The organism is Pseudomonas sp. GL-RE-29 (genome assembly GCF_019947275.1).
In the GTDB taxonomy this organism is placed as follows: Bacteria; Pseudomonadota; Gammaproteobacteria; order Pseudomonadales; family Pseudomonadaceae; genus Aquipseudomonas; species Aquipseudomonas fluorescens_A.
The window spans coordinates 89,858-115,847 of sequence record NZ_JAGYGD010000014.1; the positions used below are offsets into that span (position 1 = coordinate 89,858).

Sequence of the window (25,990 nt, forward strand, 5' to 3'; positions counted from 1 at the left end):
GGCCAGTATGCACAAGGCCTCCCGCGTCGTCACCTGTCTAAAGCGGCAGAACCAGAGGCAACAGCCGTGCGGTATTGCGCGCATCTTCCAGCGCCCGATGTTGCTGGCCGGTGAACTGCAAGCCGGCCAGTTGCAGGGCGCCGTTGAGCCCCAGCGGACGCTCCAGCCTCCGAACCTTGGCAAAGCGCTGTTTCAGGTTCATGTGCGGCACATGGCTCAAGACGCTGTCGAGTTGCAGGCGTTGCCATTCCTGAAGCAATTGTTTGCGATCGTAATCGCCCCAGCTGACCCAACCTTCAAGGCCTGTGTGATGTTGGCCAAGCCAACGCTCAAACGAGGCCCAGACCTCGCTCAATGGCTGCGCGGCATCGATATTGGCTTGGGTAATGTGCGTCAGTTCCCGGCAAAAAGGCGTGAGCAAGGGCCGACGCAGTGGTCGGACGAAGCGTTGGAAATGATCCACCTCTCGCCCTTTACGATCCACCAGGGTGGCGCCAATTTCGATGATTTCCATTTCAGTTACTGGCCAGCCACCCTCATCGGTGGTGGCTTCCAGATCTATGACCAGCCAGTGAGGCATCGCCGGGTTCCTGGTATCCGCGTGCTGATAGGGTTTGAGCGTAGCCAAACCCGGCGGTTCCGCCTAGCGGCTTATTCGACCTCCAACAGAATCTGACGGTTTTTCACCTGATCGCCGACCTGTACCTGCAAGCGCTTGAGCACACCGTCGATGCCTGACTTGAGCGGATGTTCCATTTTCATCGCTTCCAGCACCACCAGCAGTTGGCCTTTGCTGACCTGGCTGCCTTCACTGACCAATACATCGACGATCGCCCCATCCATCGGCGCCTTGAGGGTGCCGGAGCTGACGCTGGCCTGGCTGCTGACCAACATCTGGGTCCGATCCGTCAGTCGCAGGCTGCCCGGACGGGTGAATAGCCAGAGTTGCCCGTCCTCCTGGCGATAGTCATGACACTGCCGAATGCCGTCGATTTCGATAGTTGCCAAGCGTCCGTCGCACTCGATGATCTTCAGTTCCAGGCTTCGGGTGGCGACTTCAATCCGGTACGGCTCACCCGGTGCAGCATTCAATTCCACCAACCACTCCTCATCATCCAGGCCGAGTCGATACCGTAGCGGCACGCTGGCGTTGTTGCGCCAACCGCTCAGCGGACCTTGGTGAGCCTGCGCGGAAGATTGGTAGAACAGGGCCGCAGCAATCGCCAGTTCCTCGGCACCGGGCACATGCGGGTGCAGGCTCGGATGGTCGGCGAAATACTGCTGGATGAAGCCGGTGCTGAATTCGCCACGGATGAACTGTGGGTGTTGCAGCAGGCCGGCGAGCAGGCGCTGATTGCTCTGAACCCCCAGCAGCACGCTGTCTTGCACCGCTCGCAGCAGCTTGCGTCGGGCTTCTACGCGGGTGGCACCATGGGCGATGATCTTGCCCAGCATCGGGTCGTAGAAAGGGCTGACGTGCCGTCCCTCGATCAGTCCATGGTCGATCCGCACGCCGCTTTGGATGGCAGGTTCCCAGGCATCGATGCGCCCGGTTTGCGGCAGAAATCCCTGAGTCGGGTCTTCTGCATACAAGCGCACTTCGATGGCATGCCCGTTGAGTTGCACCTGATCCTGACGCAACGGTAGCGGTTGTCCTTCGGCAATGTTCAGTTGCCAGGCCACCAGATCCAGCCCGGTAATCAGTTCGGTAACCGGGTGTTCCACTTGCAGGCGCGTATTCATTTCCAGAAAGTAAAACTGCCCGCGCGCATCCAGCAAAAACTCAACGGTTCCCGCGCCGACGTAATTCACCGTGCGCCCGGCCTTGAGCGCGGCTTCACCCATGGCTTGGCGCAGTTCTACGGTCATCACCGGGCACGGGGCTTCTTCGATGACTTTCTGGTGACGGCGCTGGATCGAACAATCACGCTCGCCGAGGTAGATCAAGTTGCCATGTTGATCGCCGAACAACTGCACCTCGACATGCCGAGGTTCGATCAACGCCTGTTCGAGGATCAACTCAGCGCTGCCAAAACCGTTCAGGGCTTCGGAGCGTGCGGTGCGAATCTGCTCCAGCAGATCACTGGCGCTGTGTACCAGCCGCATGCCGCGCCCACCACCGCCGGCACTGGCCTTGATCATCAGCGGGTAGCCGATGCGTTCGGCTTCGCGGCTGAGGGTCGCGTCATCCTGTTCGGCGCCTTGATAGCCTTTGATGCAGGGCACACCGGCGTCGAGCATGGCAATTTTCGACAGGCGTTTGCTGCCCATCAGTTTGATGGCTTCGGGGCTGGGGCCGATGAAGGTGATGCCGGCGTGTTGGCAGGCGAGGGCGAATTCGGCGTTTTCCGAAAGGAAGCCGTAGCCGGGATGGATCGCGTCCGCGCCAGTGCGGCGGGCGGCTTCGATGATTGCCGGGATGTTCAGATAAGACTGTTGCACCGGGGCCGGGCCAATGTTCACGGCTTCGTCGGCCATTTGCACATGCAAGGCATCGGCGTCGGCATCGCTGAACACGGCGACGGTGCGATAGCCGAGGGCCTGGGCGGTGCGCTGGATGCGGCAGGCGATTTCACCGCGGTTGGCGATCAGGATCTTGCTGAATCCGGGCATGTTCTGTTCCCTGGGTTATTGCGCTGAATTTGATGGCCTCATCGCGAGCAGGCTCGCTCCTACATTTGAAACGCATTCCAATGTAGGAGTGAGCCTGCTCGCGAAGCTTTTAAGAAGCCCACCCCGGTTTGCGTTTTTGCACAAACGCCATCGTGCCCTCGACGCCCTCGGCGCCGGTCACCGCGTCACTGAACCACTCGGCGGCTTGATCCAGTAAGTCGCTCGACGGCTGCACGGCACTCGCCAGCAGCAACTTCTTAGTCGCCGCATTCGCCCCCGGTGCGCAACACAAGACATGAGCCAACACTTCATCCAGGCGTTCGGCCAATGCTTGCGCGTCGTGCTCGACAAAATGCACCAACCCCATCCGCCGCGCCTGTGTGCCGTCGAACCGGGCCGCGGTCAGGGCCAGTCGCCGGGCGTGGGTCAGGCCGATGCGTTGCACCACGAACGGCGCGATCTGCGCCGGCAGCAGGCCAAGACTGGTTTCCGGCATGCCGAATTGCGCCTGATGGTCGGCCATGGCGATGTCGCTGACGCACGCCAAGCCAAAACCACCACCGAGCACCGCGCCTTGCAGCACGGTGATCACCACTTGCGGTGCGTGTTGCGTTTCTTCCAGCAAGGCACCGAAGGCTCGGTTCAATTCGCGGTACGCGGTCGGGCCTTGGGCGCGGGCGTTGGCCATGTCCTTGATGTCGCCGCCGGCACAGAAATGCCCACCGGCACCACCGATCACCAAAGCCCGAATCGCCCGGTCATCGCGCACGGCCGCCAGCACCGCACGCAGTTCGGCGACCATCTGCAAGCTCATGGCGTTGCGGCTTTCCGGGCGATTGAGGGTGATGTGCAGCACGCCGTTATGCGGTTCGAGCAACAAGGTCTGGCAAACCGGCAAGGCGCTCATTTCTTTTTCCCCGGCAGGATGCCCATGAGTTTGCAGATGATCCCCAGCATGATTTCATCGGCGCCGCCGCCAATCGACACCAACCGCACATCGCGGTAGGCGCGGGCCACCGGGTTGTCCCACATAAAGCCCATGCCGCCCCAATATTGCAGGCAACTGTCGCTGACCTCGCGACCCAACCGGCCGGCCTTCAGTTTGGCCATGGAGGCCAGGCGGGTGACGTCCTGGCCTTTGATGTATTGCTCGGTCGCTTGATAGACCAACGCCCGCAGGCATTCGATTTCGGTTTGCAGTTCAGCCAGGCGGAAGTGAATGACCTGGTTGTCGATCAGCGCGCTACCGAAGGTTTTGCGCTCCTTGCAATATTCGATCGTGCTGTCGACGCAATACTCCAGCCCTTTGATCATGTTCGCCGCACCGAACAGGCGTTCCTCCTGGAACTGCAGCATCTGCATCATGAACCCCGCGCCTTCATGGCCAATGCGATTGCGCTGCGGCACGCGCACGTTGTCGAAAAACACCTGGGCGGTTTCCGAACTGCGCATGCCGAGTTTGTCCAGGTGCGAGCTGAGGCTGATGCCCGGCGTGTTCATCGGCACCATGATCAGTGACTTGTTGATGTGCGGTTTGTCGTCCGACGTGTTGGCCAGCAGGCAAATAAAGTCGGCGCTCGGCGAGTTGGTGATCCACATCTTGCTGCCGTTGATTACGTAGTCATCACCGTCCTTGCGTGCGGTGGTTTTCAAACCGGCCACGTCGGAACCGGCGCCGACTTCGGAGACGCCGATGCAGCCGACCTGCTCGCCGCTGATGGCCGGGCGCAGGAATTCCTCACGCAATTCATCGGAGCCGAAACGGGCGAGGGCCGGGGTGCACATGTCGGTCTGCACGCCGATGGACATCGGAATGCCGCCGCAATGAATGGTGCCGAACTCTTCGGCGGCGACGATCGAGTAGCTGTAGTCCAGTCCCATGCCGCCAAATTTTTCCGGTTTGGAAATCCCCAACAGGCCAAGGTCGCCAGCCTTGCGGAAGATCTCGTGAATGGGAAAACGCCCGGCCTTTTCCCATTCCTCGACGTGCGGGTTGATCTCGTGCTCGACGAATTGGCGGACAGTGCGGCGCAGTGCTTCGTGTTCCTGGGTGAAGATCATTCTTATTGTTCTCCTCTGATCGCCCTTAGAAGCGGGCTACACCAAAACTGTTGGCTTGCAGCGGCCGCACCTCGGCCTCGTGGCAGATGTCCAGCAAGTAACCGAGCAAGGTCCGGGTATCGCGCGGGTCGATCAAGCCGTCGTCCCACAGATTGGCACTGCCATACAGCGCCGTGGACTGGCTGTCGAGTTTCTGCGCGGTGACCTGCTCCAGCATGTCGAGCATTTTCGGGTCGGGCACCAGGCCATCCTTGGCCTGTTTGGCCTCGGTGACAATGCGCAGCACTTTGCCCGCTTGCGCGCCGCCCATCACGGCGGTACGGCTGTTGGGCCAGGCGAAGATGAAGCGCGGGTCGAGGCCACGGCCGCACATCGCGTAGTTGCCGGCGCCATAGGAACCACCGACGACGATGGTCAACTTCGGCACCCGAGCATTGGCCACCGCCTGGATCATCTTGGCGCCGTGCTTGATCACGCCTTGCTGTTCCGATTCGGTGCCGACCATGAATCCGGTGGTGTTGTGGAAAAACAGCAAGGGCGTCTGGCTCTGGTCGCAGAGCTGAATGAACTGCGCCGCCTTGCTCGCACCTTTTGGCGTGATCGGGCCGTTGTTGCCTATGAAGCCGCAAGCACGGCCCTGGATTTTCAGTTGACCGCAAATGGTCTGTTGATCGAACTCGCCTTTGAATTCGAGAAAGTTTGAGCCGTCGGCAATGCGAGCGATGATTTCGCGCACGTCGTAAGGTTTTTTCGGATCGTCCGGGACCAGCCCCAGCAATTCATCGATGGGGTAGAGCGGCTCTTCATATTGCCGCTCGGGCAGCCACTGCAATTGGTCGTTCCACGGCAGCATGCTGACGATCTCTCGCGCCTGGCGCACGCCGTCGGCGTCGTTTTCGGCCAGGTATTCGGCGGTGCCGGCCGTTTGCGCGTGCATCTCGGCGCCGCCCAGTTCTTCGTCGGTGGCGACTTCACCGGTGGCTGCTTTTAGTAACGGCGGGCCGGCGAGAAACAGCTTGGCCTTGCCGCGCACCACCACGACGTAATCCGACAATCCCGGCTGATAAGCACCGCCCGCCGTGGCCGAACCATGAACCACAGTGATCTGCGGCAAGCCCATGGCCGACATCCGCGCCTGATTGGCAAAGCTGCGCGCACCTTCGACGAAAATCTCGGCGGCGTAATTGAGATTGGCGCCACCGCTTTCAGCAAGGGTAATCACCGGCAGTTTGTTTTCCATGGCGATCTGTTGCAGGCGCAGGGATTTTTTCAAACCGCTGGGGGAAATGGTGCCGCCCTTGATCGCGCTGTTGTTCGCCACCACCAGCAATCGCACGCCGGACACATAACCGATCCCGGCGATCAGGCCGCCACCGGCCGAGCTACCGTCCTTGTCGTCGTGCAGTTTATAGCCAGCCAGACTGGCCAGTTCGAGGAACGGAGCGCCCGGGTCCAACAGCAGATTGAGGCGCTCACGGGGCAGCAGTTGCCCGCGTTTGTCAAATTTCGCTTTGGCTTCGGCCGCCTTGTTCAGCAGGTTCTGTTCGAGCGCTCGGACTTGCTCGATACCCACCAGCATCGCCGCGCGATTGCGGGCGAACTGTTCGCTGTGCGGATCGAGTTGCGACTGAATCACCGGCATGGGTTATTCCTTGTCCTTGAGCACGTCCGGAAGGTACGCACGGTGAAAGCCGTTGTACGACTCACTGTTTTTCGCCTTGTGAATCGGCCAGGCGCGTCCGCCGAGACTGGCGGCGCCATCAATGCGCAGGGTGCTGCCGCTGATGAACGCTGCTGCCGGGCTCAACAAAAAAACAATCGCCGCGCTGACCTCTGATTCGGTGCCGATGCGCTTGAGCGGCACATGCTCACGCAAGGTCGGAATCACCGCCTTGAACGCACCTTCGTAGGTGTCCATGCCGCTGGACGCAACCCAGCCCGGCGCCACGGCGTTGACTCGCACCCCGGCATGACCCCACTCGAAAGCCGCGGTCTTGGTCAGGTTGTCCATGCCCGAACGCGCCGCGCCGGAGTGGCCCATGCCGGGCATGCCGCCCCACATGTCGGCAAGCATGTTGACGATGGCGCCGCCGTGCTTGCTCATGGACTGGTTGAACACTTCACGGGCCATCAGGAAACCGCCCACCAGATTGGTGCGCATCACGGTTTCGAAACCTTTCTGATTGATCGAGGCCAGAGGCGAGGGGTACTGCCCGCCAGCGTTGTTGACCAGGCCATGGATCGGGCCGTGCTTGCGGATCAGTTCGCTGACCAGATGCGTCACCGCTTCTTCCTCACGGATATCGCAGGTGCTCCAGTCCGCCTTGCCGCCATCTTCGGCGATTTCGGCAGCGACGGATTTCAGCTTGTCGGCCTTGCGTCCGACCAGCAAAACATGAGCGCCGAGGGCCGCCAGTTCATGCGCGGTGCAACGGCCAATGCCGCTGCCGCCGCCGGTGACGATGATGTTTTGGCCGGCAAACAGGTTGGCTTTGAAAATCGAATCGTAGGCCATGGCGGCAGTCCTCTAGTTGACCTGGTCGGCGATGCGTTGCGGCACCGGAATCTGAATCTCCAGCAGTTGCTGGGCGAACGCCTTGCCTTGTGGATCAATGCGCAGGCTGGCGACACCGCCGCCGCCGAGGGCGTTTTCCAGCAGGAAATTCAGGCTGTGGGTGGCGGGCAAATACCAGCGCTCGACACGTCCGTGGATCGGATCGAGGACATGGCTCATCCAGTCGACGATCACTTCCGGGGTCAAGGCTTCGGCGATCCACGGCAGGTATTCGGGGTCGCGGGCCATGACGCCGATGTTGCTGTGGTTGCCCTTGTCGCCCGAGCGCGCCACCGCCAGTTTCACCAGTGCCACGCTGGCGTCGGCCAGGCCTGCGGGTTTGGGTGGCTCGAACGGCACCGGCAGGTCGGCGCTGTCGAGCACATCGACGGCGGGCAGGGCGCACGGTTGGCGCTGGCCCATGAGGTCAATTTCCAGCGTGCAGGCGCTTTTGTCGATCAGGAACGAGAACAAGCGGATCAGCGGATACACCGTCGGCCGGCCCCCGACAATCCCGGTCAACCCCGGTGCCATGCCGGTGGCGGCCTGGGCGATCTCTCGGGAAAACACGATCAGTGCCTGTTTGCTCGGATGACGCACGGCGAGTTTGATCACCACTTCGCGGCTGTCCTGGCGTTGGCCGTGGGGACCGTAAGTGGCTTCGCTGCCAAGCAGTTCGATGTTCACGTCGCTGTAAGGGGGCCAGCCACGTTGAGTGAAGATCTCTGAGGTCTTGTTGATGATGGCTTCACTGACGCGGCGGGCCTTGTCCACCGCATCAATGCCGGCGATCAGGCAACTGGCGGTGCAACGGAAACCATCCGGGTAGGTGGCGCTGACCTTGTATTGATCCGTCGGCGGCAAACCTTTTGCGCCATGCACCTGAACCGCATTCTTGCCTTGTTGCACGAGTTTGACCTGGGTGAAATCGCAGACCACATCAGGCAATAGATAGGCCCGTGGATCGCCGATTTCATAGAGCATCTGTTCGCCCACCGTCAGCGGTGTGACCAGCCCGCCGGAACCTTCGGGTTTGCTCACGACAAACTGGCTGTCGGCGCTGACTTCGACGATGGGAAAACCGATGTGTTCGTAGTCGGGCACATCGCGCCAGTCGGTGAAGTTGCCGCCGGTGCACTGGGCGCCACATTCGATGATGTGCCCGGCCAGCGCCGCCTGGGCCAGTTTGTCGTAGTCGTGCCACGACCAGCCGAACTCATGCACCAGTGCGGCGCTGACCACGGCGCTGTCGACCACGCGCCCGGTGATGACGATATCCGCCCCGAGGCGCAGGGCTTCGACGATGCCCGGTGCACCGAGGTAGGCGTTGGTTGAAACGCACATCGGCGGCAGAGGAACGCCGCTGAACATTTCATGAATGCCGCGGGTGCTCAGTTGTTTGAATTGCGGTTGCAGGTCGTCGCCCAATAGCACGGCGATCTTCAGTGCGACGCCGGCCTTGTCGCAAGCCGCTTGCAGGGCGGCGGCGCAGGCTTGCGGGTTGACGCCACCGGCATTGCTGATGACACGGATTTTTTGTTCGGCGAGTGGGCTGAGCAGGGGGGTTAGGACTTCAATGAAGTCGCTGGCGTAGCCGGCCTGGGGATCTTTCATCCGTGCGCCGGCCATGATCGACAGGGTGATTTCGGCCAGGTAATCGAAGACCAGATAGTCCAGGCGTCCGCCTTCCACCAGCTGCGCAGCGGCGGTCGAGGTATCGCCCCAGAAGGCGCTGGCGCATCCGATGCGAATTGTTTTTGGCGCAGTCAATTCCATAACCACCTCCGACAGATGTGCATCGAGACTACCAAGCAAGCGCTTGGTTTGTAAACGGCTGAAATATCTTCTGCCCGAGCGCTTGCTTGGTTGCCATTGCCAGCTTAAATTGCCCGCGAAACCCCGCTGTTTTAGCGGTGATCGGCGTATTGGATTGATCGACTGTAGGAGAGAACGGGTGGACGAGCAAAAAGCCCTGAGGGTCATGCGCGAATTGGTCGACAACGGCCAGTTGACCGATCCGGACAGCGCCCGCGGCAAGCTGCTGCAAGTGGCGGCTCACCTGTTTCGCAATAAAGGCTTCGAGCGCACCACCGTGCGCGATCTGGCGGGTGCCGTGGGCATTCAGTCGGGGAGCATTTTCCATCACTTCAAAAGCAAGGACGAAATCCTGCGGGCGGTGATGGAGGAAACCATTCGCTACAACACCGCGTTGATGCGCGCAGCCATTGCCGATGCCAACAACGTACGTGAGCGGGTGCTGGCGCTGATCCGCTGTGAATTGCAGTCGATCATGGGCGGCAGTGGCGAGGCCATGGCGGTGCTGGTCTACGAATGGCGTTCGCTGTCCGAGGACGGCCAGGCCAAGGTTCTGGCGCTGCGTGACATCTATGAAGACATCTGGCTGCAGGTGTTGGGCGAAGCCAAGACCGCCGGTTTCATCCGTGGTGATGTGTTCGTCACCCGGCGTTTTCTCACCGGGGCGCTGTCCTGGACCACCACCTGGTTTCGCGCCGGTGGCAGCATGAGCCTCGATCAATTGGCCGATGAGGCGCTGATCCTGGTACTGGAGGAAAAATAATTAGATTGTGTTGGTCGGCAGGAAACTGGCTAACTGGGCGAAACCGCCTAGCTTGATTGCATTGATGCAGTATTTTTGGGGAGTGGGTTGTTTTGATGTCTTCGCCAATTCGGACGGCTTCACGGCTTTTGCTGGCGATGCTCGCGGCGTTGTGGATCGTGCCTTCATCGGCGGCACAACTGGTGCGCATCGGTGCCGCGCATTTTCCGCCGTACACCGTGCGCCCGGAGACCGGTGCCGATACGGGCTTGCTGCCGCAACTGGTCGACGCCCTCAACACCCTGCAAAACGACTATCAATTCGTGCTGGTGCCCACCTCCATTCCCCGGCGTTTTGGTGACTTCAAGCAGGGCCGGATCGACATGGCAATCTTCGAAAACCCCGCCTGGGGTTGGGAAGCCATTCCTCACACCGACGTTGATATGGGGCTGGAAGACGCCGAGATTTTTGTCGCACAACGCCAGCCCGAACGAAAGCAAGGCTACTTTTCCGACCTCGCAGGCAAGCGCCTGGCGCTCTTCAGTGGTTACCACTACGAATTCGCCAACTTCAACGCCGAGCCCAAATACCTCGCGCAAAACTACAACGCCACGCTGACCTATTCCCATGACAGCAACCTGCTGATGGTGCTGCGTGGCCGCGCCGACATCGCCCTGGTTACGCGCTCTTACCTGAGCGATTACTTTTTGCGTAACGAAAAAGTCGCCAGCGAGTTGCTGGCGTCCGAGCGCATCGATCAGGTTTATCACCACTACGCGATCCTGCGCCCGACGGCGCCGATCAGCGGCGAGGCGTTCGGCAAGTTGCTGCAAGGGCTGCGGGACAACGGTCAGATGCTGAAGATTTTCGAACCGTACAAAATTGCGGTGGTACCGGTTCCGCACGAAGAGATTTCGCCACAGGTCGCGAATTGACCGGCGCCGCTTAAATTTTCCGCCTCGGCTCACGTCACATCGTTGAACTGTTGACGATTATCGTGAGCCCGACCATGCCCAATCCGAATGACCCGACTGCCCTGGCGCTACCGACAGGCAACAGTCTCACCGCTGATGAAACCGAGGGCGCGTTGAGCCTCAACCTGGACGGTCAGTTGCTGATTCAGCTGCGGCTGACCCGCGACCCCGAGTTGCAGGTGCAGCTGGAGGACCGCCTCGTCTGTCCTGACGGCAAGGCACTCTGGGCCGCCTGTTACTGGCTGTTTGCCCGTAACCCGGCCTGCCAGCGCCTGACCTGGAAACTCGATCAAGCGCCGACTGAAGCTTTGCTCAGTGGATTGCTGATCCCCACGCCAACCGTTGGCGAATACCGTTGCGAGCGCACCTTGTTCTGGCAGTTGCCACAACCATGGTTGGTGCAGCCGCTGACTGGCAGTTATCCACAGCAAATGGTCATCAGCGGCGGCAAGCGTCATCCGCTGCGGCCGATCAAGCCACGGGGCGAGGTGTATCGGCGTTTCGATGCGCAGCTGGGGGCCTGGATTTCCCTGCGCACCGTGGACATCGACCTGGACCTGGCGCGTTTCAATCGTTGGCAAAACAGCCCGCGAGTTGCCAGTTTCTGGCAGGAAGAGGGCAGCCTCGAACAGCATCGCGAGTACCTGAGCAAGCTCGAAGCCGATCCGCACACCCTGAAGCTGATCGGTTGTTTCGACGATCAGCCGTTTGCCTATTTCGAAGCCTACTGGGCCAAGGAAGATCGCATCGCACCGTTCTACGAGGCCGGCGATTACGACCGTGGCATTCACATGCTGGTGGGCGAGGAAAACCACCGTGGCCCGCACAAGGTGGCGAGCTGGTTATCGGCGCTGGTGCATTACCTGTTTCTGGATGACGCGCGCACCCAGCGTGTGGTGGCCGAGCCTCGCGCCGACAACGGCAAGATGATCGGGCACATGCAGAGTCAGCGATTCCACTGTGAGAAAGAATTCGATTTCCCGCATAAACGCGCCGCGTTGATGGTGTTGGGGCGTGAGCGGTTTTTTGATCGATGTGGGTTGGTCTGAAAGCAAAGATCGCAGCCTTCGGCAGCTCCTGCATGGGATTGCGTCACCCTGTAGGAGCTGCCGAAGGCTGCGATCTTTTCAAACGGACAACGCGCAATCAGCGATTGGCAAAAGTATCCGCACGACGCCCCGACACCTTGCGGCAATGCACCAGCGCATCACGAATCATGAAGTTCACCAAGGTCGGCGAGACGCCAAGTTCCTTGGCGATGTCCTTCTGCGGCACGCCGTGCAGTCGGTACATCTCGAAGGCATAACGGGTGCGGCTCGGCAGCTCCGTCAGCGCGTCGGCAATGTTTTCCAGGGTGGAAAAATTGATGTGCGACGTTTCCGGCGAAGCACCCTGGATCACCACGTTCAGACCTTCCTCTTCAGGCCCGGAATACTTCTGTTCCAGTGCCTGCTTGCGGTAGTGATCGATCGCCAGGTTGCGCACGATCTGGAACAGATAACTGAGCTGAGCCTTGAATGAAGAGGTGATCTGCGGCGCCGATTGCAACCGGAAGAACGCGTCCTGCACCACATCTTCAGCACGCGAGCGACAGCCGGTGATGCGGGCTGCAATCTTGACCAGAATCAGTCGATTGTCGACGAATGCCTGAAGTAACGGCGAATCGCACCTGCTTGTGGAGACTTGTTCCGTCATGGAAATCACCCTGCTGCCAAAAGGTTAGTGGGGCGGCAAGAGACCATGGCTGCCCTACACATCGAGCGACAAATTAGGTTGAATGATAATGATTGTCAATTGAGAAAGAGAACTAATGCGCCGTAAAGGTGCAGAGTGAGAACTGCGACACGCTGTCGCGGCCCGGCCCGGTTGGCGCTCAAGCCGGGCGACTAATTATTTGCAGACGTCATCCGTTCTCATTGGTGAATGGCTCCGGGCTCAAGCCCCGGATACCAGTGCATTGCCAATGCCTCGCGTGGTCGGCGAAGACCGCGTCCTGCGCGCCCTCGAATGGGGCGCGACGTAACAAAACCGATTCCAATTGCAAGCCGAATTCAGGCAGGAAACCTCATGACCGACGCGTTCGAACTCCCCAGCACACTGGTCCAAGCCCTCCAGCGCCGCGCGGCCCTGACGCCGGCTCGAGTGGCCTTGCGTTTTCTCGCCGAAACCCGGGAACAGGCTGTGGTGCTCAGCTATCGCGAGCTGGATCAGCGAGCGCGGACGATTGCTGGCGCGTTGCAGGCCGAGGCTGATTTCGGCGATCGCGCAGTGCTGCTGTTTCCCAGCGGTGCGGATTACGTCGCGGCGTTCTTTGGTTGCTTGTATGCCGGTGTGATCGCGGTGCCGGCCTATCCGCCGGAGTCGACGCGCCGTCATCACCAGGAGCGCCTGCTGTCGATCATCAGCGATGCCGAACCGCGCCTGTTGCTGACCAGCGCCGGTCTGCGCGATTCGTTGCTGCAAATCGAAGGCGCGCCGCCGCTGCTGTGTGTCGATACCCTCGACAGCGCGCTGGCCGACTGCTGGGTTGCGCCGGACCTGCAAGATGATCACATCGCCTTCCTGCAATACACCTCCGGTTCCACCGCGTTGCCCAAAGGCGTGCAAGTCAGCCACGGCAACCTGGTTGCCAATGAGTTGCTGATCCGCCACGGTTTCGGCATCGATGTGAACCCCGACGACGTGATCGTCAGCTGGCTGCCGCTGTACCACGACATGGGTTTGATCGGTGGCTTGTTGCAGCCGATTTTCAGCGGCGTGCCTTGCGTGTTGATGTCGCCGGCGTACTTCCTCGGCCGGCCATTGCGCTGGCTGGAAGCGATCAGCGAATACGGCGGCACCATCAGTGGCGGACCGGATTTTGCCTACCGGTTGTGCAGCGAACGGGTCAGCGAATCGGCCCTGGAGCGCCTCGACCTGAGCGGCTGGCGTGTGGCGTATTCCGGCTCTGAACCGATTCGTCTCGACACTCTGGAACGCTTCGCCGAGAAGTTCGCCGGTTGCGGTTTCAGAGAAGACAGTTTCATGGCTTCTTACGGTCTGGCCGAAGCCACGCTGTTCGTGGCCGGCACTCCGCGCGGTCAAGGGATTGGCAACCTGCGCGTCGACGATCAAGCCTTGGCGCAAAACCGTGCCGAAGCGGGCGAGGGCAGCGCGATCATGAGCTGCGGCGTCAGCCAGCCGGATCACGCGGTGTTGATCTTCGACCCGGTTTCGCTCATCGAACTCAATGACAACGCAGTCGGCGAAGTCTGGGCCAGCGGCCCGAGCATCGCACTCGGCTACTGGCGCAATCCCGAGGCGACCGCCAAGACCTTCGTCCAGCACGCCGGGCAAACCTGGCTGCGTACCGGTGACCTGGGTTTCATGCGCAACGGCGAGCTGTTCATCACGGGACGACTGAAGGACATGCTGATCGTGCGCGGTCACAACCTTTATCCACAGGACATCGAGCAGACGGTCGAACGTGAAGTGGAGGTGGTGCGCAAAGGTCGCGTCGCCGCATTCGCGGTCAACATTGACGGTCAGGAAGGCATCGGTCTCGCCGCGGAGATCAGCCGCAGCGTGCAAAAAATCCTCCCGCCCGAAACCTTGATCAAAACTATTCGTCAGGCCGTGGCCGAGGCGTATCAGGAAGCGCCGAGAGTGGTGGTGTTGCTCAATCCGGGTGCGTTACCCAAGACCTCCAGCGGTAAATTGCAACGCTCGGCATGCCGTAATCGGATGGCCGACGGAAGCCTCGACAGCTATGCGGTGTTCCCTTCAACGGTTACCGAAAGCACTGCAAACACTGAATCGGGCACTGAACTGCAAACCTTGATCGGCCAGATCTGGTGCGAACAGCTGAACGTCAAACACATCAGCGCCGACGATCACTTCTTTCTGCTTGGCGGCAACTCCATCGCCGCAACGCAGGTGGTGGCGCGTTTGCGTGAAACGATCGGCCTGGAGCTGAACCTGCGCCTGTTGTTCGAAGCGCCAACCCTCGGCGCATTCGTCGAAGTTGTGGCCCGGCAACAAAAGGACGGCGGACTGGCGCAAGGCTCAATCACCATTCTGTCGCGTGCAGAAGCGATGCCACAATCCATGGCGCAAAACCGTCTGTGGATCACTTGGCAACTGGACCCGCAAAGCAGCGCCTACAACATTCCCGGTGCCTTGCGCCTGCGCGGCGAGCTGGATGAAGACGCCTTGCGCGGCAGCTTCCAGCAGTTGATCGAGCGCCACGAATCCTTGCGCACGCGGTTCTTCGAGCGTGACGGCGTGGCGTTGCAACAGGTCGATGCCGTTGCTGAATTCAACCTGCAACGCATCGACATCAGCGACCTGCCGGTGACCGAACGCGAAGCCCGCGCACAGCAAATCCGCGAAGACGAAGCGCGCACCCAGTTTGATCTGGAGAAAGGTCCGTTGCTGTGGGTGACGCTGGTGCGCCTCGACGACGAAGACCATCAACTGCTGGTGACGATGCATCACATCATCGCTGACGGCTGGTCGCTGAATGTGCTGATCGACGAGTTTTCCCGGCTGTACGCGGCGGCTTCTCAAGGGCAGCAAACGACGCTTGCGCCATTGCCGACCCAGTACGCCGACTACGGCAGCTGGCAGCGTCAATGGCTGGCGCAGGGGGAGGGCGAGCGTCAACTGGCCTACTGGAAAGCGCAGTTGGGCGATGAGCATCCGACCCTGAGCCTGGCCACCGACCATCCGCGCTCAGCACAGCAACTGCACCGCGCTGCACGCCACACGGTGCGGCTGGACGCGAGTCTGAGCGATGCCATTCGCCAGACTGCCCAGACCCATGAATCGACCTCTTTCATGCTGCTGCTCGCTGCATTCCAGACCCTGTTGCATCACTACAGCGGTCAACGCGACATCCGCATCGGGGTGCCGAACGCCAACCGTCCACGCCTGGAAACCCAAGGCCTGATCGGCTTCTTTATCAACACCCAGGTGATGCGCGCGCAGGTGGATTCGCGATTGCCATTTGCCGAGTTACTGGAGCAAACCCGTCAGGCCGCATTGGGCGCACAAACCCATCAGGATCTGCCGTTCGAACAACTGCTCGAAGCCTTCCCGCAGGCGCGTGAACAGGGCCTGTTCCAGGTCATGTTCAACCACCAGCAACGTGACTTCAGCGCCTTGAAACGCCTGCCGGGGCTGCTGGCCGAAGAGTTGCCGTGGCACAGTCGCGAAGCCAAGTTCGACCTGCAATTGCACAGTGAAGAAGATCGCAACGGTCGCTTGAGTCTGTCTTTCGACTACGCCAGCGAGTTGTTCGACGGGGCGACCATCGAGCGTCTGGCCGGGCATTACAGCAACCTGTTGCGCGAAGTCTGCGAGCGTCCGCAAACCGCCCTCGGCGATCTGCAATTGCTGACCGAAGCGGAGTTCAACCAGCAAGCTGACTGGGCCGTTGCACCGTGCACACCCGCCAGCCAATGGCTGCCCGAACTGCTCAACGAGCAAGCGCGCCAGACCCCGGAACGCACTGCGCTGATGTGGGACGGCGGCAGCCTCGATTTCGCCGAACTGCACACCCAGGCCAATCGCCTGGCCCATTACCTGCGCGACAAAGGCGTTGGTCCGGACGTGTGCGTGGCCATTGCTGCCGAGCGTTCGCCGCAATTGCTCATCGGCCTGCTGGCGATCATCAAGGCTGGCGGCGCTTATGTGCCTCTCGATCCGGACTACCCGGCCGAGCGCCTGGCCTACATGCTCAAGGACAGCGGCGTCGATTTGCTGCTGACCCAAACCCAATTGCTCGATCGCCTGCCGGCCACCGACGGCGTCAGCGTGATCGCCATGGACGCCCTGCATCTGGAGAGCTGGCCGAGCCAAACGCCGGGCCTGCATCTGCACGGCGATAACCTGGCGTACGTGATCTACACCTCCGGTTCCACCGGCCAGCCCAAAGGCGTCGGCAACACCCACGCCGCCCTCGCCGAGCGCCTGCAATGGATGCAAAACACTTACTGTCTGAACGAAACCGACGTGCTGATGCAAAAGGCACCGATCAGTTTCGACGTGTCGGTGTGGGAGTGTTTCTGGCCGCTGATCACCGGTGCTCGCTTGTTGATCGCCGGCCCCGGTGAACACCGCGATCCACACCGCATCGCGCAGTTGGTTCAGCAATACGGCGTGACCACGTTGCACTTCGTGCCGCCGCTGCTTTCGTTGTTCATCGACGAACCGCTCAGCGCCGAATGTACCAGCCTGCGCCGCGTGTTCTGCGGCGGCGAAGCCTTGCCCGCCGCACTGCGCAACCGCGTGCTGGAACAACTGCCGGCCGTGCAACTGCACAATCGTTACGGCCCGACCGAAACCGCGATCAACGTCACCCATTGGCACTGCACGACCGCCGACGGCGAGCGTTCGCCGATTGGCCGTCCGCTGGGTAACGTCGTCTGCCGTGTACTCGATAGCGAACTCAATCCTGTTCCGGCCGGGGTGCCGGGTGAACTGTGCATCAGTGGCATCGGCTTGGCGCGAGGCTATCTGGGACGTCCGGGCCTGACCGCCGAACGCTTTGTGGTAGATCCTTTGGGCGAACAGGGCGCGCGTCTGTACCGCACCGGCGACCGTGCGCGTTGGACCGACGACGGCGTGATCGAATACCTCGGCCGTCTCGATCAGCAGGTCAAACTGCGTGGCTTCCGTGTCGAACCGGAAGAAATTGAAGCGCGGCTGTTGGCGCAGGACGGCGTGGCGCAAGCGGTGGTGCTGGTGCGCGAAACCTCTGCGGGTGGTCAGTTGATCGGTTACTACAGCGCCGACTCCTGCGAATCCGAAGAAGCCCAGACCACACGCCTGAAAACCGCGTTGGCAGACGAACTGCCGGAATACATGGTCCCGGCACAGCTGATGCGCCTCGACGAAATGCCCCTCAGCCCGAGCGGCAAACTCGACCGCCGGGCCTTGCCGGAACCGCAGTGGCAAGTTCGCGAACACGTCGAACCGGTGACCAAACTGGAGCAACAAATCGCCGGCATCTGGCGTGAAGTGCTGGGCCTCGAGCAAGTCGGCCTGCGTGATGATTTCTTCGCCCTCGGCGGCCATTCGTTGCTGGCCACGCAAATCATCTCCCGCACGCGCCAGGCCTGCAACGTCGAGTTGCCATTGCGTGCGCTGTTCGAGAACAGCGAACTGGACGCCTTCGCCGAACAAGTGCGCCTGATCCAGGTCAGCGGCAGCACCAACAAGCAACCACCTATTGAAAAGGTCGACCGCAGCCAACCAGTGCCGCTGTCTTATTCCCAGCAGCGCATGTGGTTCCTCTGGCAGATGGAGCCGGGCAGCCCGGCCTACAACGTTGGCGGCATGGCGCGGCTGCGCGGGGTGCTGGATGTCGGGCGTTTCGAAGCGGCGCTGCAAGCGTTGATCCTGCGCCATGAAACCCTGCGCACCACGTTCCCGAGCGTCAACGGCGTGGCCCGTCAGCAGGTGCATGCAGAAACCGGCGTGCGCATGGAGTGGCAGGATTTCTCGGCGCTGGACGCCGCCGCCCGCGAACAACGGGTGCAGCAACTGGCGGATGATGAAGCGCACCAGCCGTTCGATCTGGAAACCGGGCCGCTGTTGCGCGCCTGTCTGGTCAAGACTGCCGAGCTCGAACATTACCTGGTGCTGACCCTGCACCACATCGTCACCGAAGGCTGGGCGATGGACATTTTCGCCCGGGAACTCAGCGCGCTTTACGAAGCGTTTGTCGATGAGCGCGAATCGCCGTTGCAGCCGCTGCCGGTGCAGTACCTCGATTACAGCGTCTGGCAGCGGCAGTGGCTGGAGTCCGGCGAGCGCCAGCGCCAACTCGACTACTGGACCGCGCAACTGGGCCGCGAACATCCGTTGCTGGAATTGCCCGGCGACCGTCCGCGTCCGCCGGTGCAAAGTCATCAGGGCGAATTGTTCCGTTTCGACCTGAGCGATGACCTCGCGGCACGGGTCCGCGCCTTCAATGCGCAAAACGGTCTGACCCTGTTCATGACCATGACCGCCGCGCTCGCGGTGCTGCTTTACCGCTACAGCGGCCAGACCGACCTGCGCATCGGCGCCCCGGTGGCCAACCGCATTCGCCCGGAAAGCGAAGGGCTGATCGGCGCGTTCCTCAACACCCAAGTGCTGCGCTGCCAGCTCGACGGGCAGATGAGCGTCGGTGAATTGCTGGAGCAGGTACGCCACACGGTCATCGAAGGCCAGTCCCATCAGGACCTGCCGTTCGATCATCTGGTGGAAGCCTTGCAGCCACCGCGCAGCGCCGCCTACAACCCGCTGTTCCAGGTGATGTGCAACGTGCAGCGCTGGGAATTCCAGCAGAGCCGAAAACTCGCCGGCATGACCGTCGAATACCTGGCCAACGACGCCCGCGCGACCAAGTTCGACCTCAACCTGGAAGTCACCGACCTCGACCATCGCCTCGGTTGCTGCCTGACTTACAGCACCGATCTGTTCGACGAACCGCGCATCGCACGCATGGCCGGGCACTGGCGCAACCTGCTGGAAGCGCTGCTTGCCGATCCGCATCAGCGCCTCAGTGAGTTGCCGTTGCTCGAAGCCACGGAACAGCAAAACCTGCTCGACAGCCTCGGCGTCGAACCGGGTGAACATCGCCTCGACCAGTGCATTCATCACCTGTTCAGCGAACAGGCGCTGGCGCGTCCCGATGCGCCGGCACTGACGTTCGCCGGGCAAACCCTGAGCTATGCCGAACTCGACAGCCGTGCCAATCGCCTGGCGTGGATGCTGCGCGAGCGTGGCGTGGGTCCGCAGGTTCGCGTTGGCCTGGCGCTGGAGCGTTCGCTGGAAATGGTCGTCGGCCTGCTGGCGATCCTCAAGGCTGGCGGCGCGTACGTGCCACTGGACCCGGAATACCCGCTTGATCGGCTGCATTACATGATCGAAGACAGCGGCATTGGTCTGCTGCTGAGCGATACGGCGATGTTCGAGGCGTTGGGTGAATTGCCGGCAAGCGTGGTCCGCTGGTGCCTTGAAGAAGACGCCGCCGAACTGGCCAACTACCCGGCGACCGAACTGCCATTTATCAGCCTGCCGCAGCATCAGGCGTACCTGATCTACACCTCGGGTTCCACTGGAAAACCGAAAGGTGTGGTGGTGTCACACGGCGAAATCGCCATGCATTGCCGCGCGGTGATCAAGCGTTTCGGCATGCGCCCCGACGACTGCGAACTGCACTTTTATTCGATCAACTTCGACGCCGCCACCGAGCGCCTGTTGGTGCCGCTGTTGAGCGGTGCCCAAGTGGTTCTGCGTGCTCAAGGACAATGGGACGCCGAAGAAATCTGCGGCCTGATCCGTCGCCACCACATCAACATCCTCGGCTTCACCCCAAGCTACGGCAGCCAGTTGGCGCAGTGGCTGGCCACGCAAAGCGAAATCCTGCCGGTGCGCATGATCATCACCGGCGGCGAAGCGCTGACCGGCGAGCACTTGCAACGGATTCGCGCAGTGTTCACACCGAGCCTGTTCTTCAACGCCTACGGCCCGACCGAAACCGTGGTCATGCCATTGGCCAGCCTGGCGCCTGAAGTGCTGGAAGAAGGCGCCGGCAGCGTGCCGATCGGCAGCGTCATCGGTGATCGCGTGGCGTACATTCTCGACGCCGATCTGGCGTTGGTGCCGCAAGGCGCTACGGGTGAGTTGTACGTCGGCGGCGCGGGTCTGGCCCAGGGTTATCACCAGCGTCCCGGCATGACTGCCGAGCGTTTTGTGGCTGACCCGTTCGCCAGCAACGGTGGTCGTCTGTATCGCACCGGCGACCTGGTGCGCCAGTGTGCCGATGGCCTGGTGGAATACCTCGGGCGCATCGACCATCAAGTGAAGATTCGCGGTTTCCGTATCGAGTTGGGCGAGATCGAAACCCGTTTGCTTGAGCATGAATCGGTGCGTGAGGCCGTCGTGTTGGCGCTCGATGCACCGAGCGGCAAACAACTGGTGAGCTATCTGGTTTGCGACGTCACCGAACAGGACGAGTCGCAACAAGCCGCATTGCGAGAATCCCTCAAGACGCACCTCAAATCCCAGTTGCCGGATTACATGGTGCCATCCCACCTGATTCTGCTGGCGAGCATGCCGTTGACCGCCAACGGTAAACTCGACCGCCGCGCTTTGCCGGCGCCGGACCCGGAGCTGAACCGTCAACACTACGTGGCGCCGAGCAACGAGCTGGAACTGACGTTGGCGCAGATCTGGTGCGAGGTGCTGAACGTCGAACAGGTCGGCCTCAACGACAACTTCTTCGAACTCGGCGGCGACTCGATCCTGTCGATTCAAGTGGTCAGCCGTGCGCGGCAGCAGGGCATTCACTTCAGCCCCCGCGACTTGTTCCAGCACCAGACCGTGCAAACCCTCGCCGCCATCGCGACTCGCACCGAACAGGTCACGGCCGAGCAAGGTTTGCTCAGCGGCGAGTCGCGCCTGACACCGATCCAGCACTGGTTTTTCGACACCGACATCCCGCAGCGCCAGCACTGGAACCAGGCGTTGCTGCTGGAACCGACCGTGGCGCTGGAGCCCCATCGTCTGGAGCAAGCGCTGCTGGCGGTGCTTGAACAGCACGACGCCTTGCGTCTGCGCTTCAGCGAAGTTGATGGCCAATGGCGCGCCGAGTATCAGGCAATTTCCGATGCGACGGTGCTGTGGCAAGTACAGGTTCCGTCCATGGACCAATGCGCTTCACTGTTCGCCGATGCCCAACGCAACCTCGACCTACAAGCAGGGCCGCTGATGCGCGCGTTGTTGGTTGATGGCCCGGAAGGGCGGCAACGGTTGTTCATCGCTATTCACCACTTGGTGGTGGACGGCGTTTCCTGGCGCGTGCTGTTGGACGACTTGCAAACGGTGTATCGCCAACTCAACGAGCAGCAGTCGGTAAAACTGCCGGCGAAAACCAGCGCCTTCAAGGATTGGGCCGCGCGCTTGCAGGCCTATGCCGGTAGCGAATCGCTGCGCGAAGAACTGAGCTGGTGGCAGACACAAGTGGCCGGGCCGAGCGCGGAATTGCCGTGTGATCGTCCCGAGGGCGGTCGGCAGAATCGCCATGCACAAACCGTCAGCGTGCGTCTCGACAGCGAGCGCACCCGCCAATTGCTGCAACAGGCGCCGAGTGCCTATCGCACCCAAGTCAACGACCTGCTGCTGACCGCATTGGCCCGCGTGCTGTGCCGCTGGAGCGGGCACGAATCGGCGCTGATTCAACTGGAAGGCCATGGCCGCGAGGCGCTGTTCGACGAGATCGACCTGACCCGCACCGTCGGCTGGTTCACTAGCGCCTATCCACTGCGATTGACGCCAGAGAACGAGCAGGGTGCTTCGATCAAGGCAATCAAGGAACAGCTGCGCGCCGTGCCGCACAAAGGACTCGGTTATGGCGTGCTGCGCTACCTCGCCGATGATCAGTGCCGCCAGTCCATGGCCGCGTTGCCGGTCGCGCCAATTACCTTCAACTACCTCGGCCAGCTCGACCAGAACTTCGGCAATGAGGCGCTGTTCCGTCCACTGGATGAGCCGGTCGGTGCCGCACACGATCCGAAAGCGCCACTGCCCAACGAGCTGAGCGTCGATAGCCAGGTTTATGGCGGTGAACTGGTGCTGCGCTGGACCTTCAGCGCCGAACGCTACGAGCCGCAGACTATCAACGAATTGGCCGAAGCTTACGTGGGCGAGCTGACCAGCCTGATCGAGCATTGCTTGCGCGACGATGCCGGTGGCCTGACCCCGTCGGACTTCCCGCTGGCCCAGCTGAACCAGACTCAACTGGATGCGCTGCCTGTTGCGGCCAGCGTCATCGAAGACGTCTACCCGCTGACGCCGATGCAGGAAGGCATGCTGCTGCATACGCTTCTGGAACCGGGCACTGGCCTCTATTACATGCAGGACCGTTACCGCATCAACAGCGAGCTCGACCCGCAGCGTTTCGCCCAGGCCTGGCAAGCGGTGATCGCCCGTCACGAAGCCTTGCGCGCCTCGTTCTGCTGGAACGTCGGCGAAGACATGCTGCAAGTTATCCACAAGCCGGGCAGTACGCCGATCGAGTACCTCGACTGGAGCGAAATCGCTGAAGATGAGCAAGAGCCGAAGCTGCAAATGCTGCTGAAAAGCGAGCGTGAGGCCGGGTTCGATCTGCTCAATCAGGCACCGTTCCACCTGCGTTTGATCCGGGTTGGCGCGGCGCGTTACTGGTTCATGATGAGCAACCACCACATCCTCATCGATGCCTGGTGCCGGTCGCTGCTCATGAACGATTTCTTCGAAATCTACACCGCTCTTGGCGAAGGCCGGGAGGCGCAACTGGCCGTGCCGCCGCGTTATCGCGACTACATCGGCTGGCTGCAACGCCAGAGCCTGGCCGAAGCGCGGCAGTGGTGGAAAACCAATCTGCAAGGCTTCGAACGCACGACGCCAATCCCGAGTGATCGGCCGTTCCTGCGCGAGCACGCTGGCGAAAGCGGCGGCATGCTCGTCGGCGACCGCTACACCCGACTGGATGCCCGTGACGGTGCGCAACTGCGTGAACTGGCTCAGGCTCATCAACTGACCATCAATACTTTCGCCCAGGCCGCGTGGGCCTTGGTCCTGCGGCGCTTGAGCGGTGATCGCGACGTACTGTTCGGCGTCACGGTGGCCGGGCGTCCGGTGGACATGCCGGAAATGCAGCGCACCGTCGGCCTGTTCATCAACAGCATCGCGCTGCGGGTGAAAATGCCTGAAGACCATCAGCGTTGCAGCGTGCGCCAGTGGCTGACGGATTTGCTCGACAGCAACATGCAACTGCGTGAGTACGAATACTTGCCGTTGGTGAGCATTCAGGAGCACAGCGAATTGCCGAAGGGCCAGCCGTTGTTCGACAGCCTGTTCGTGTTCGAAAACGCCCCGGTGGAAGTGTCGGTGCTGGACCGTGCGCAGAGCCTCAACGCGACGTCGGACTCGGGCCGCACCCACACCAACTTCCCGCTGACGGCGGTGTGCTATCCCGGCGATGACCTGGGCTTGCACCTGTCCTATGACCAGCGTTATTTCGACGAGTCCACGGTCGAGCGCATGCTCGCTGAGTTCAAGCGCTTGCTGTTGGCGCTGGTCGAAGGTTTCCATGGCGACATGGCGGACTTGCCACTGCTGGGTGCCGATGAGCAGGATTTCCTGATTCACGGCTGCAACCAGAGCGAACAGGCTTACCCGCTGGAACAGAGCTACGTTTCATTGTTTGAATCTCAGGTGGCCGAGCATCCACAGCGAATCGCCGCCAGTTGCCTGGATCAGCAACACAGCTACCTTGAGCTGAACCAGCGCAGTAACCGTCTCGGTCATGCGCTGATTGCGGCGGGTGTCGGACTGGATCAACCGGTGGCGTTGCTGGCCGAACGCAGTCTTGATTTGCTCGGCATGATCATCGGCAGCTTCAAGGCGGGTGCGGGATATCTGCCTCTGGATCCGGGGCTGCCGAGCCAACGCCTGAGTCGCATCATCGACTTGAGCCGCACGCCGCTGCTGGTCTGCACCCGAGCCTGTCACGAGCAAGCGCTGGGGTTGCTGGATGAGTTCGCTTGCGCTAATCGACCTCGGTTGCTGGTCTGGGAAGAGGTGCAGGCGAGCGAGGTCTCGGTGGTCAATCCCGGCGTCTACAGCGGTCCGGACAATCTGGCCTACGTGATCTATACGTCCGGTTCCACCGGTTTGCCGAAGGGTGTGATGGTCGAACAGCGCGGCATGCTCAATAACCAGTTGAGCAAGGTGCCGTACCTGAACCTGAGCGAAGCCGACGTGATCGCCCAGACCGCTTCGCAAAGCTTCGATATTTCGGTCTGGCAATTCCTCGCCGCACCGTTGTTCGGTGCGCGAGTGGACATCGTGCCGAACAGCATTGCCCACGATCCGCACGGCCTGCTGACCCATGTTCAGAACAAGGGCATTACCGTGCTGGAAAGCGTGCCGTCGCTGATCCAGGGCATGCTCGCCCAGGAACGCATGAGCCTCGACGGCCTGCGCTGGATGTTGCCGACCGGTGAAGCGATGCCACCGGAACTGGCGCATCAGTGGTTGCAGCGTTACCCGGACATCGGCTTGGTGAATGCCTACGGCCCGGCGGAATGCTCGGATGACGTGGCGTTCTTCCGCGTCGACATGGCCTCCACGCGCGGCAGCTATTTGCCGATTGGCACGCCGACCGACAACAACCGTTTGTACCTGCTCGATGGCGCGCTGGAACTGGTGCCGTTGGGCGCCGTAGGGGAGTTGTGTGTTGCGGGCACTGGCGTCGGGCGTGGTTATGTCAGCGATCCGCTACGCACGGCGCAGGTGTTTGTACCGAACCCGTTCGGCGCGCCGGGGGATCGTCTGTATCGTACCGGCGACCTGGCCCGGCGTCGCAGTGACGGCGTGCTGGAATACGTCGGGCGCATCGACCATCAGGTGAAGATTCGCGGCTACCGCATCGAACTGGGGGAAATCGAAGCACGCCTGCATGAACAACCGGAAGTCCGCGAGGCGGCGGTCGGCGTGCAGGAGGGCATCAACGGCAAGCATCTGGTCGGCTATCTGGTGGCGGCGGGTTGCGCGCCGAGTTCGGCTGAACGGCTGGAGCGGATCAAGCAACGTTTGCGCGCTGAACTGCCGGAATACATGGTGCCGCTGCACTGGCTGTGGCTCGACAAGCTGCCGCTCAACACCAACGGAAAATTGGACCGCAAGGCGCTGCCAGCGCTGGAAATCGGGCAATTGCAAAGCCAGGATTATCAGGCGCCGCGTAATGAACTGGAGCAGACGTTGGCCTCGATTTGGGTTGAGGTCCTGAAGGTGGAGAGGGTGGGCGTGCGCGACAACTTCTTCGAACTGGGCGGGCATTCGCTGTTGGCTACGCAAATCGCCTCGCGGGTGCAGAAAACCCTGCAACGGGATGTGCCGCTGCGGGCGATGTTCGAATGCAGCACGGTGGAGGAATTGGCCGGGTACATCGATGGGTTGGCGGCCAGTGAGATCACCGAGGAGAAGGTGGATCGGTTGAATGATTTGATGGCGGAGCTGGAAGGGCTTTGATTCTCTAGTGTTTGTATCGGCCTCATCGCTGGCAAGCCAGCTCCCACAAGGTGCAGTGGTGGACACATGATGCGTAAACATCCTTGATCCCTGTGGGAGCTGGCAATCCAGCTCCCACAAGGTGCAGTGGTGGACACATGATGTGTAAACATCCTTGATCCTTGTGGGAACTGGCTTGCCAGC

General features: G+C 61.3%; 12 protein-coding genes. 4 read left to right on the forward strand and 8 right to left on the reverse strand.

Going from position 1 to position 25,990, the window contains the following annotated elements; translation table 11 throughout:
- Positions 1–37: 37 nt before the first annotated feature.
- The 7 genes from KGB21_RS13870 to KGB21_RS13900 form a co-directional block, all read right to left on the reverse strand.
- Entirely contained in the window at positions 38–580 is a 543-nt protein-coding gene (locus KGB21_RS13870; RefSeq protein WP_223505425.1) for an exonuclease domain-containing protein, read from the reverse strand.
- Positions 581–651: 71 nt separating this feature from the next.
- Complete coding sequence (locus KGB21_RS13875; RefSeq protein WP_223505426.1) at positions 652–2,613, reverse strand: acetyl/propionyl/methylcrotonyl-CoA carboxylase subunit alpha; 1,962 nt, start codon at positions 2,611–2,613, stop codon at positions 652–654.
- Positions 2,614–2,722: 109 nt separating this feature from the next.
- Entirely contained in the window at positions 2,723–3,520 is a 798-nt protein-coding gene (locus KGB21_RS13880) for an enoyl-CoA hydratase/isomerase family protein (protein ID WP_223505427.1), read from the reverse strand.
- Positions 3,517–4,674: a citronellyl-CoA dehydrogenase gene (gene atuD / locus KGB21_RS13885; protein WP_223505428.1), complete on the reverse strand. Its 1,158-nt coding sequence runs from the start codon at positions 4,672–4,674 to the stop codon at positions 3,517–3,519. Before atuD ends, KGB21_RS13880 begins: the two co-directional genes overlap by 4 nt.
- Positions 4,675–4,699: 25 nt before the next feature.
- The gene (atuC, locus tag KGB21_RS13890; RefSeq protein WP_034151345.1) at positions 4,700–6,316 is read right to left on the reverse strand and encodes a geranyl-CoA carboxylase subunit beta; all 1,617 of its coding nucleotides are present in this window, start codon (positions 6,314–6,316) and stop codon (positions 4,700–4,702) included.
- A gap of 3 nt (positions 6,317–6,319) precedes the next feature.
- Positions 6,320–7,189 carry an SDR family oxidoreductase gene (locus tag KGB21_RS13895; protein ID WP_034151346.1) on the reverse strand — a complete coding sequence of 290 codons (870 nt, stop codon included), beginning with the start codon at positions 7,187–7,189 and terminating at the stop codon, positions 6,320–6,322.
- Between the two features lie 12 nt (positions 7,190–7,201).
- The gene (locus tag KGB21_RS13900; RefSeq protein WP_034151347.1) at positions 7,202–9,004 is read right to left on the reverse strand and encodes an acyclic terpene utilization AtuA family protein; all 1,803 of its coding nucleotides are present in this window, start codon (positions 9,002–9,004) and stop codon (positions 7,202–7,204) included.
- Positions 9,005–9,182: 178 nt separating this feature from the next.
- Between KGB21_RS13900 and KGB21_RS13905 the strand changes: the two genes are divergently transcribed.
- The 3 genes from KGB21_RS13905 to KGB21_RS13915 all read left to right on the forward strand — a co-directional run bounded on the left by KGB21_RS13905 (position 9,183) and on the right by KGB21_RS13915 (position 11,808).
- Positions 9,183–9,806, forward strand: coding sequence for a TetR/AcrR family transcriptional regulator (locus KGB21_RS13905; RefSeq protein WP_034151348.1), 624 nt, complete (start codon positions 9,183–9,185; stop codon positions 9,804–9,806).
- A 95-nt stretch (positions 9,807–9,901) separates the two neighbouring features.
- On the forward strand, positions 9,902–10,720 hold the full coding sequence (locus KGB21_RS13910) for a substrate-binding periplasmic protein (RefSeq protein ID WP_223505429.1): 819 nt from the start codon (positions 9,902–9,904) through the stop codon (positions 10,718–10,720).
- A 74-nt stretch (positions 10,721–10,794) separates the two neighbouring features.
- Positions 10,795–11,808, forward strand: a complete 1,014-nt coding sequence (locus KGB21_RS13915) for a GNAT family N-acetyltransferase (protein WP_223505430.1) — start codon at positions 10,795–10,797, stop codon at positions 11,806–11,808.
- A gap of 97 nt (positions 11,809–11,905) precedes the next feature.
- Here KGB21_RS13915 and KGB21_RS13920 read toward each other — a convergent pair whose 3' ends face one another.
- Positions 11,906–12,454, reverse strand: coding sequence for an RNA polymerase factor sigma-70 (locus KGB21_RS13920; RefSeq protein ID WP_034151351.1), 549 nt, complete (start codon positions 12,452–12,454; stop codon positions 11,906–11,908).
- 372 nt (positions 12,455–12,826) lie between these two features.
- On the opposite strand from KGB21_RS13920, the gene KGB21_RS13925 reads away from it, so the two are divergent.
- Positions 12,827–25,807: a non-ribosomal peptide synthetase gene (locus KGB21_RS13925; RefSeq protein WP_223505431.1), complete on the forward strand. Its 12,981-nt coding sequence runs from the start codon at positions 12,827–12,829 to the stop codon at positions 25,805–25,807.
- Positions 25,808–25,990: the final 183 nt, after the last annotated feature.

Bases quoted from the DNA above. Each gene is read 5' to 3' on its own strand.
- KGB21_RS13870 (WP_223505425.1), bottom strand. From the start codon at position 580: ATGCCTCACTGGCTGGTCATAGATCTGGAAGCCACCACCGATGAGGGT.
- KGB21_RS13875 (WP_223505426.1), bottom strand. From the start codon at position 2,613: ATGCCCGGATTCAGCAAGATCCTGATCGCCAACCGCGGTGAAATCGCC.
- KGB21_RS13880 (WP_223505427.1), bottom strand. From the start codon at position 3,520: ATGAGCGCCTTGCCGGTTTGCCAGACCTTGTTGCTCGAACCGCATAAC.
- atuD (WP_223505428.1), bottom strand. From the start codon at position 4,674: ATGATCTTCACCCAGGAACACGAAGCACTGCGCCGCACTGTCCGCCAA.
- atuC (WP_034151345.1), bottom strand. From the start codon at position 6,316: ATGCCGGTGATTCAGTCGCAACTCGATCCGCACAGCGAACAGTTCGCC.
- KGB21_RS13895 (WP_034151346.1), bottom strand. From the start codon at position 7,189: ATGGCCTACGATTCGATTTTCAAAGCCAACCTGTTTGCCGGCCAAAAC.
- KGB21_RS13900 (WP_034151347.1), bottom strand. From the start codon at position 9,004: ATGGAATTGACTGCGCCAAAAACAATTCGCATCGGATGCGCCAGCGCC.
- KGB21_RS13910 (WP_223505429.1), top strand. From the start codon at position 9,902: ATGTCTTCGCCAATTCGGACGGCTTCACGGCTTTTGCTGGCGATGCTC.
- KGB21_RS13915 (WP_223505430.1), top strand. From the start codon at position 10,795: ATGCCCAATCCGAATGACCCGACTGCCCTGGCGCTACCGACAGGCAAC.
- KGB21_RS13920 (WP_034151351.1), bottom strand. From the start codon at position 12,454: ATGACGGAACAAGTCTCCACAAGCAGGTGCGATTCGCCGTTACTTCAG.
- KGB21_RS13925 (WP_223505431.1), top strand. From the start codon at position 12,827: ATGACCGACGCGTTCGAACTCCCCAGCACACTGGTCCAAGCCCTCCAG.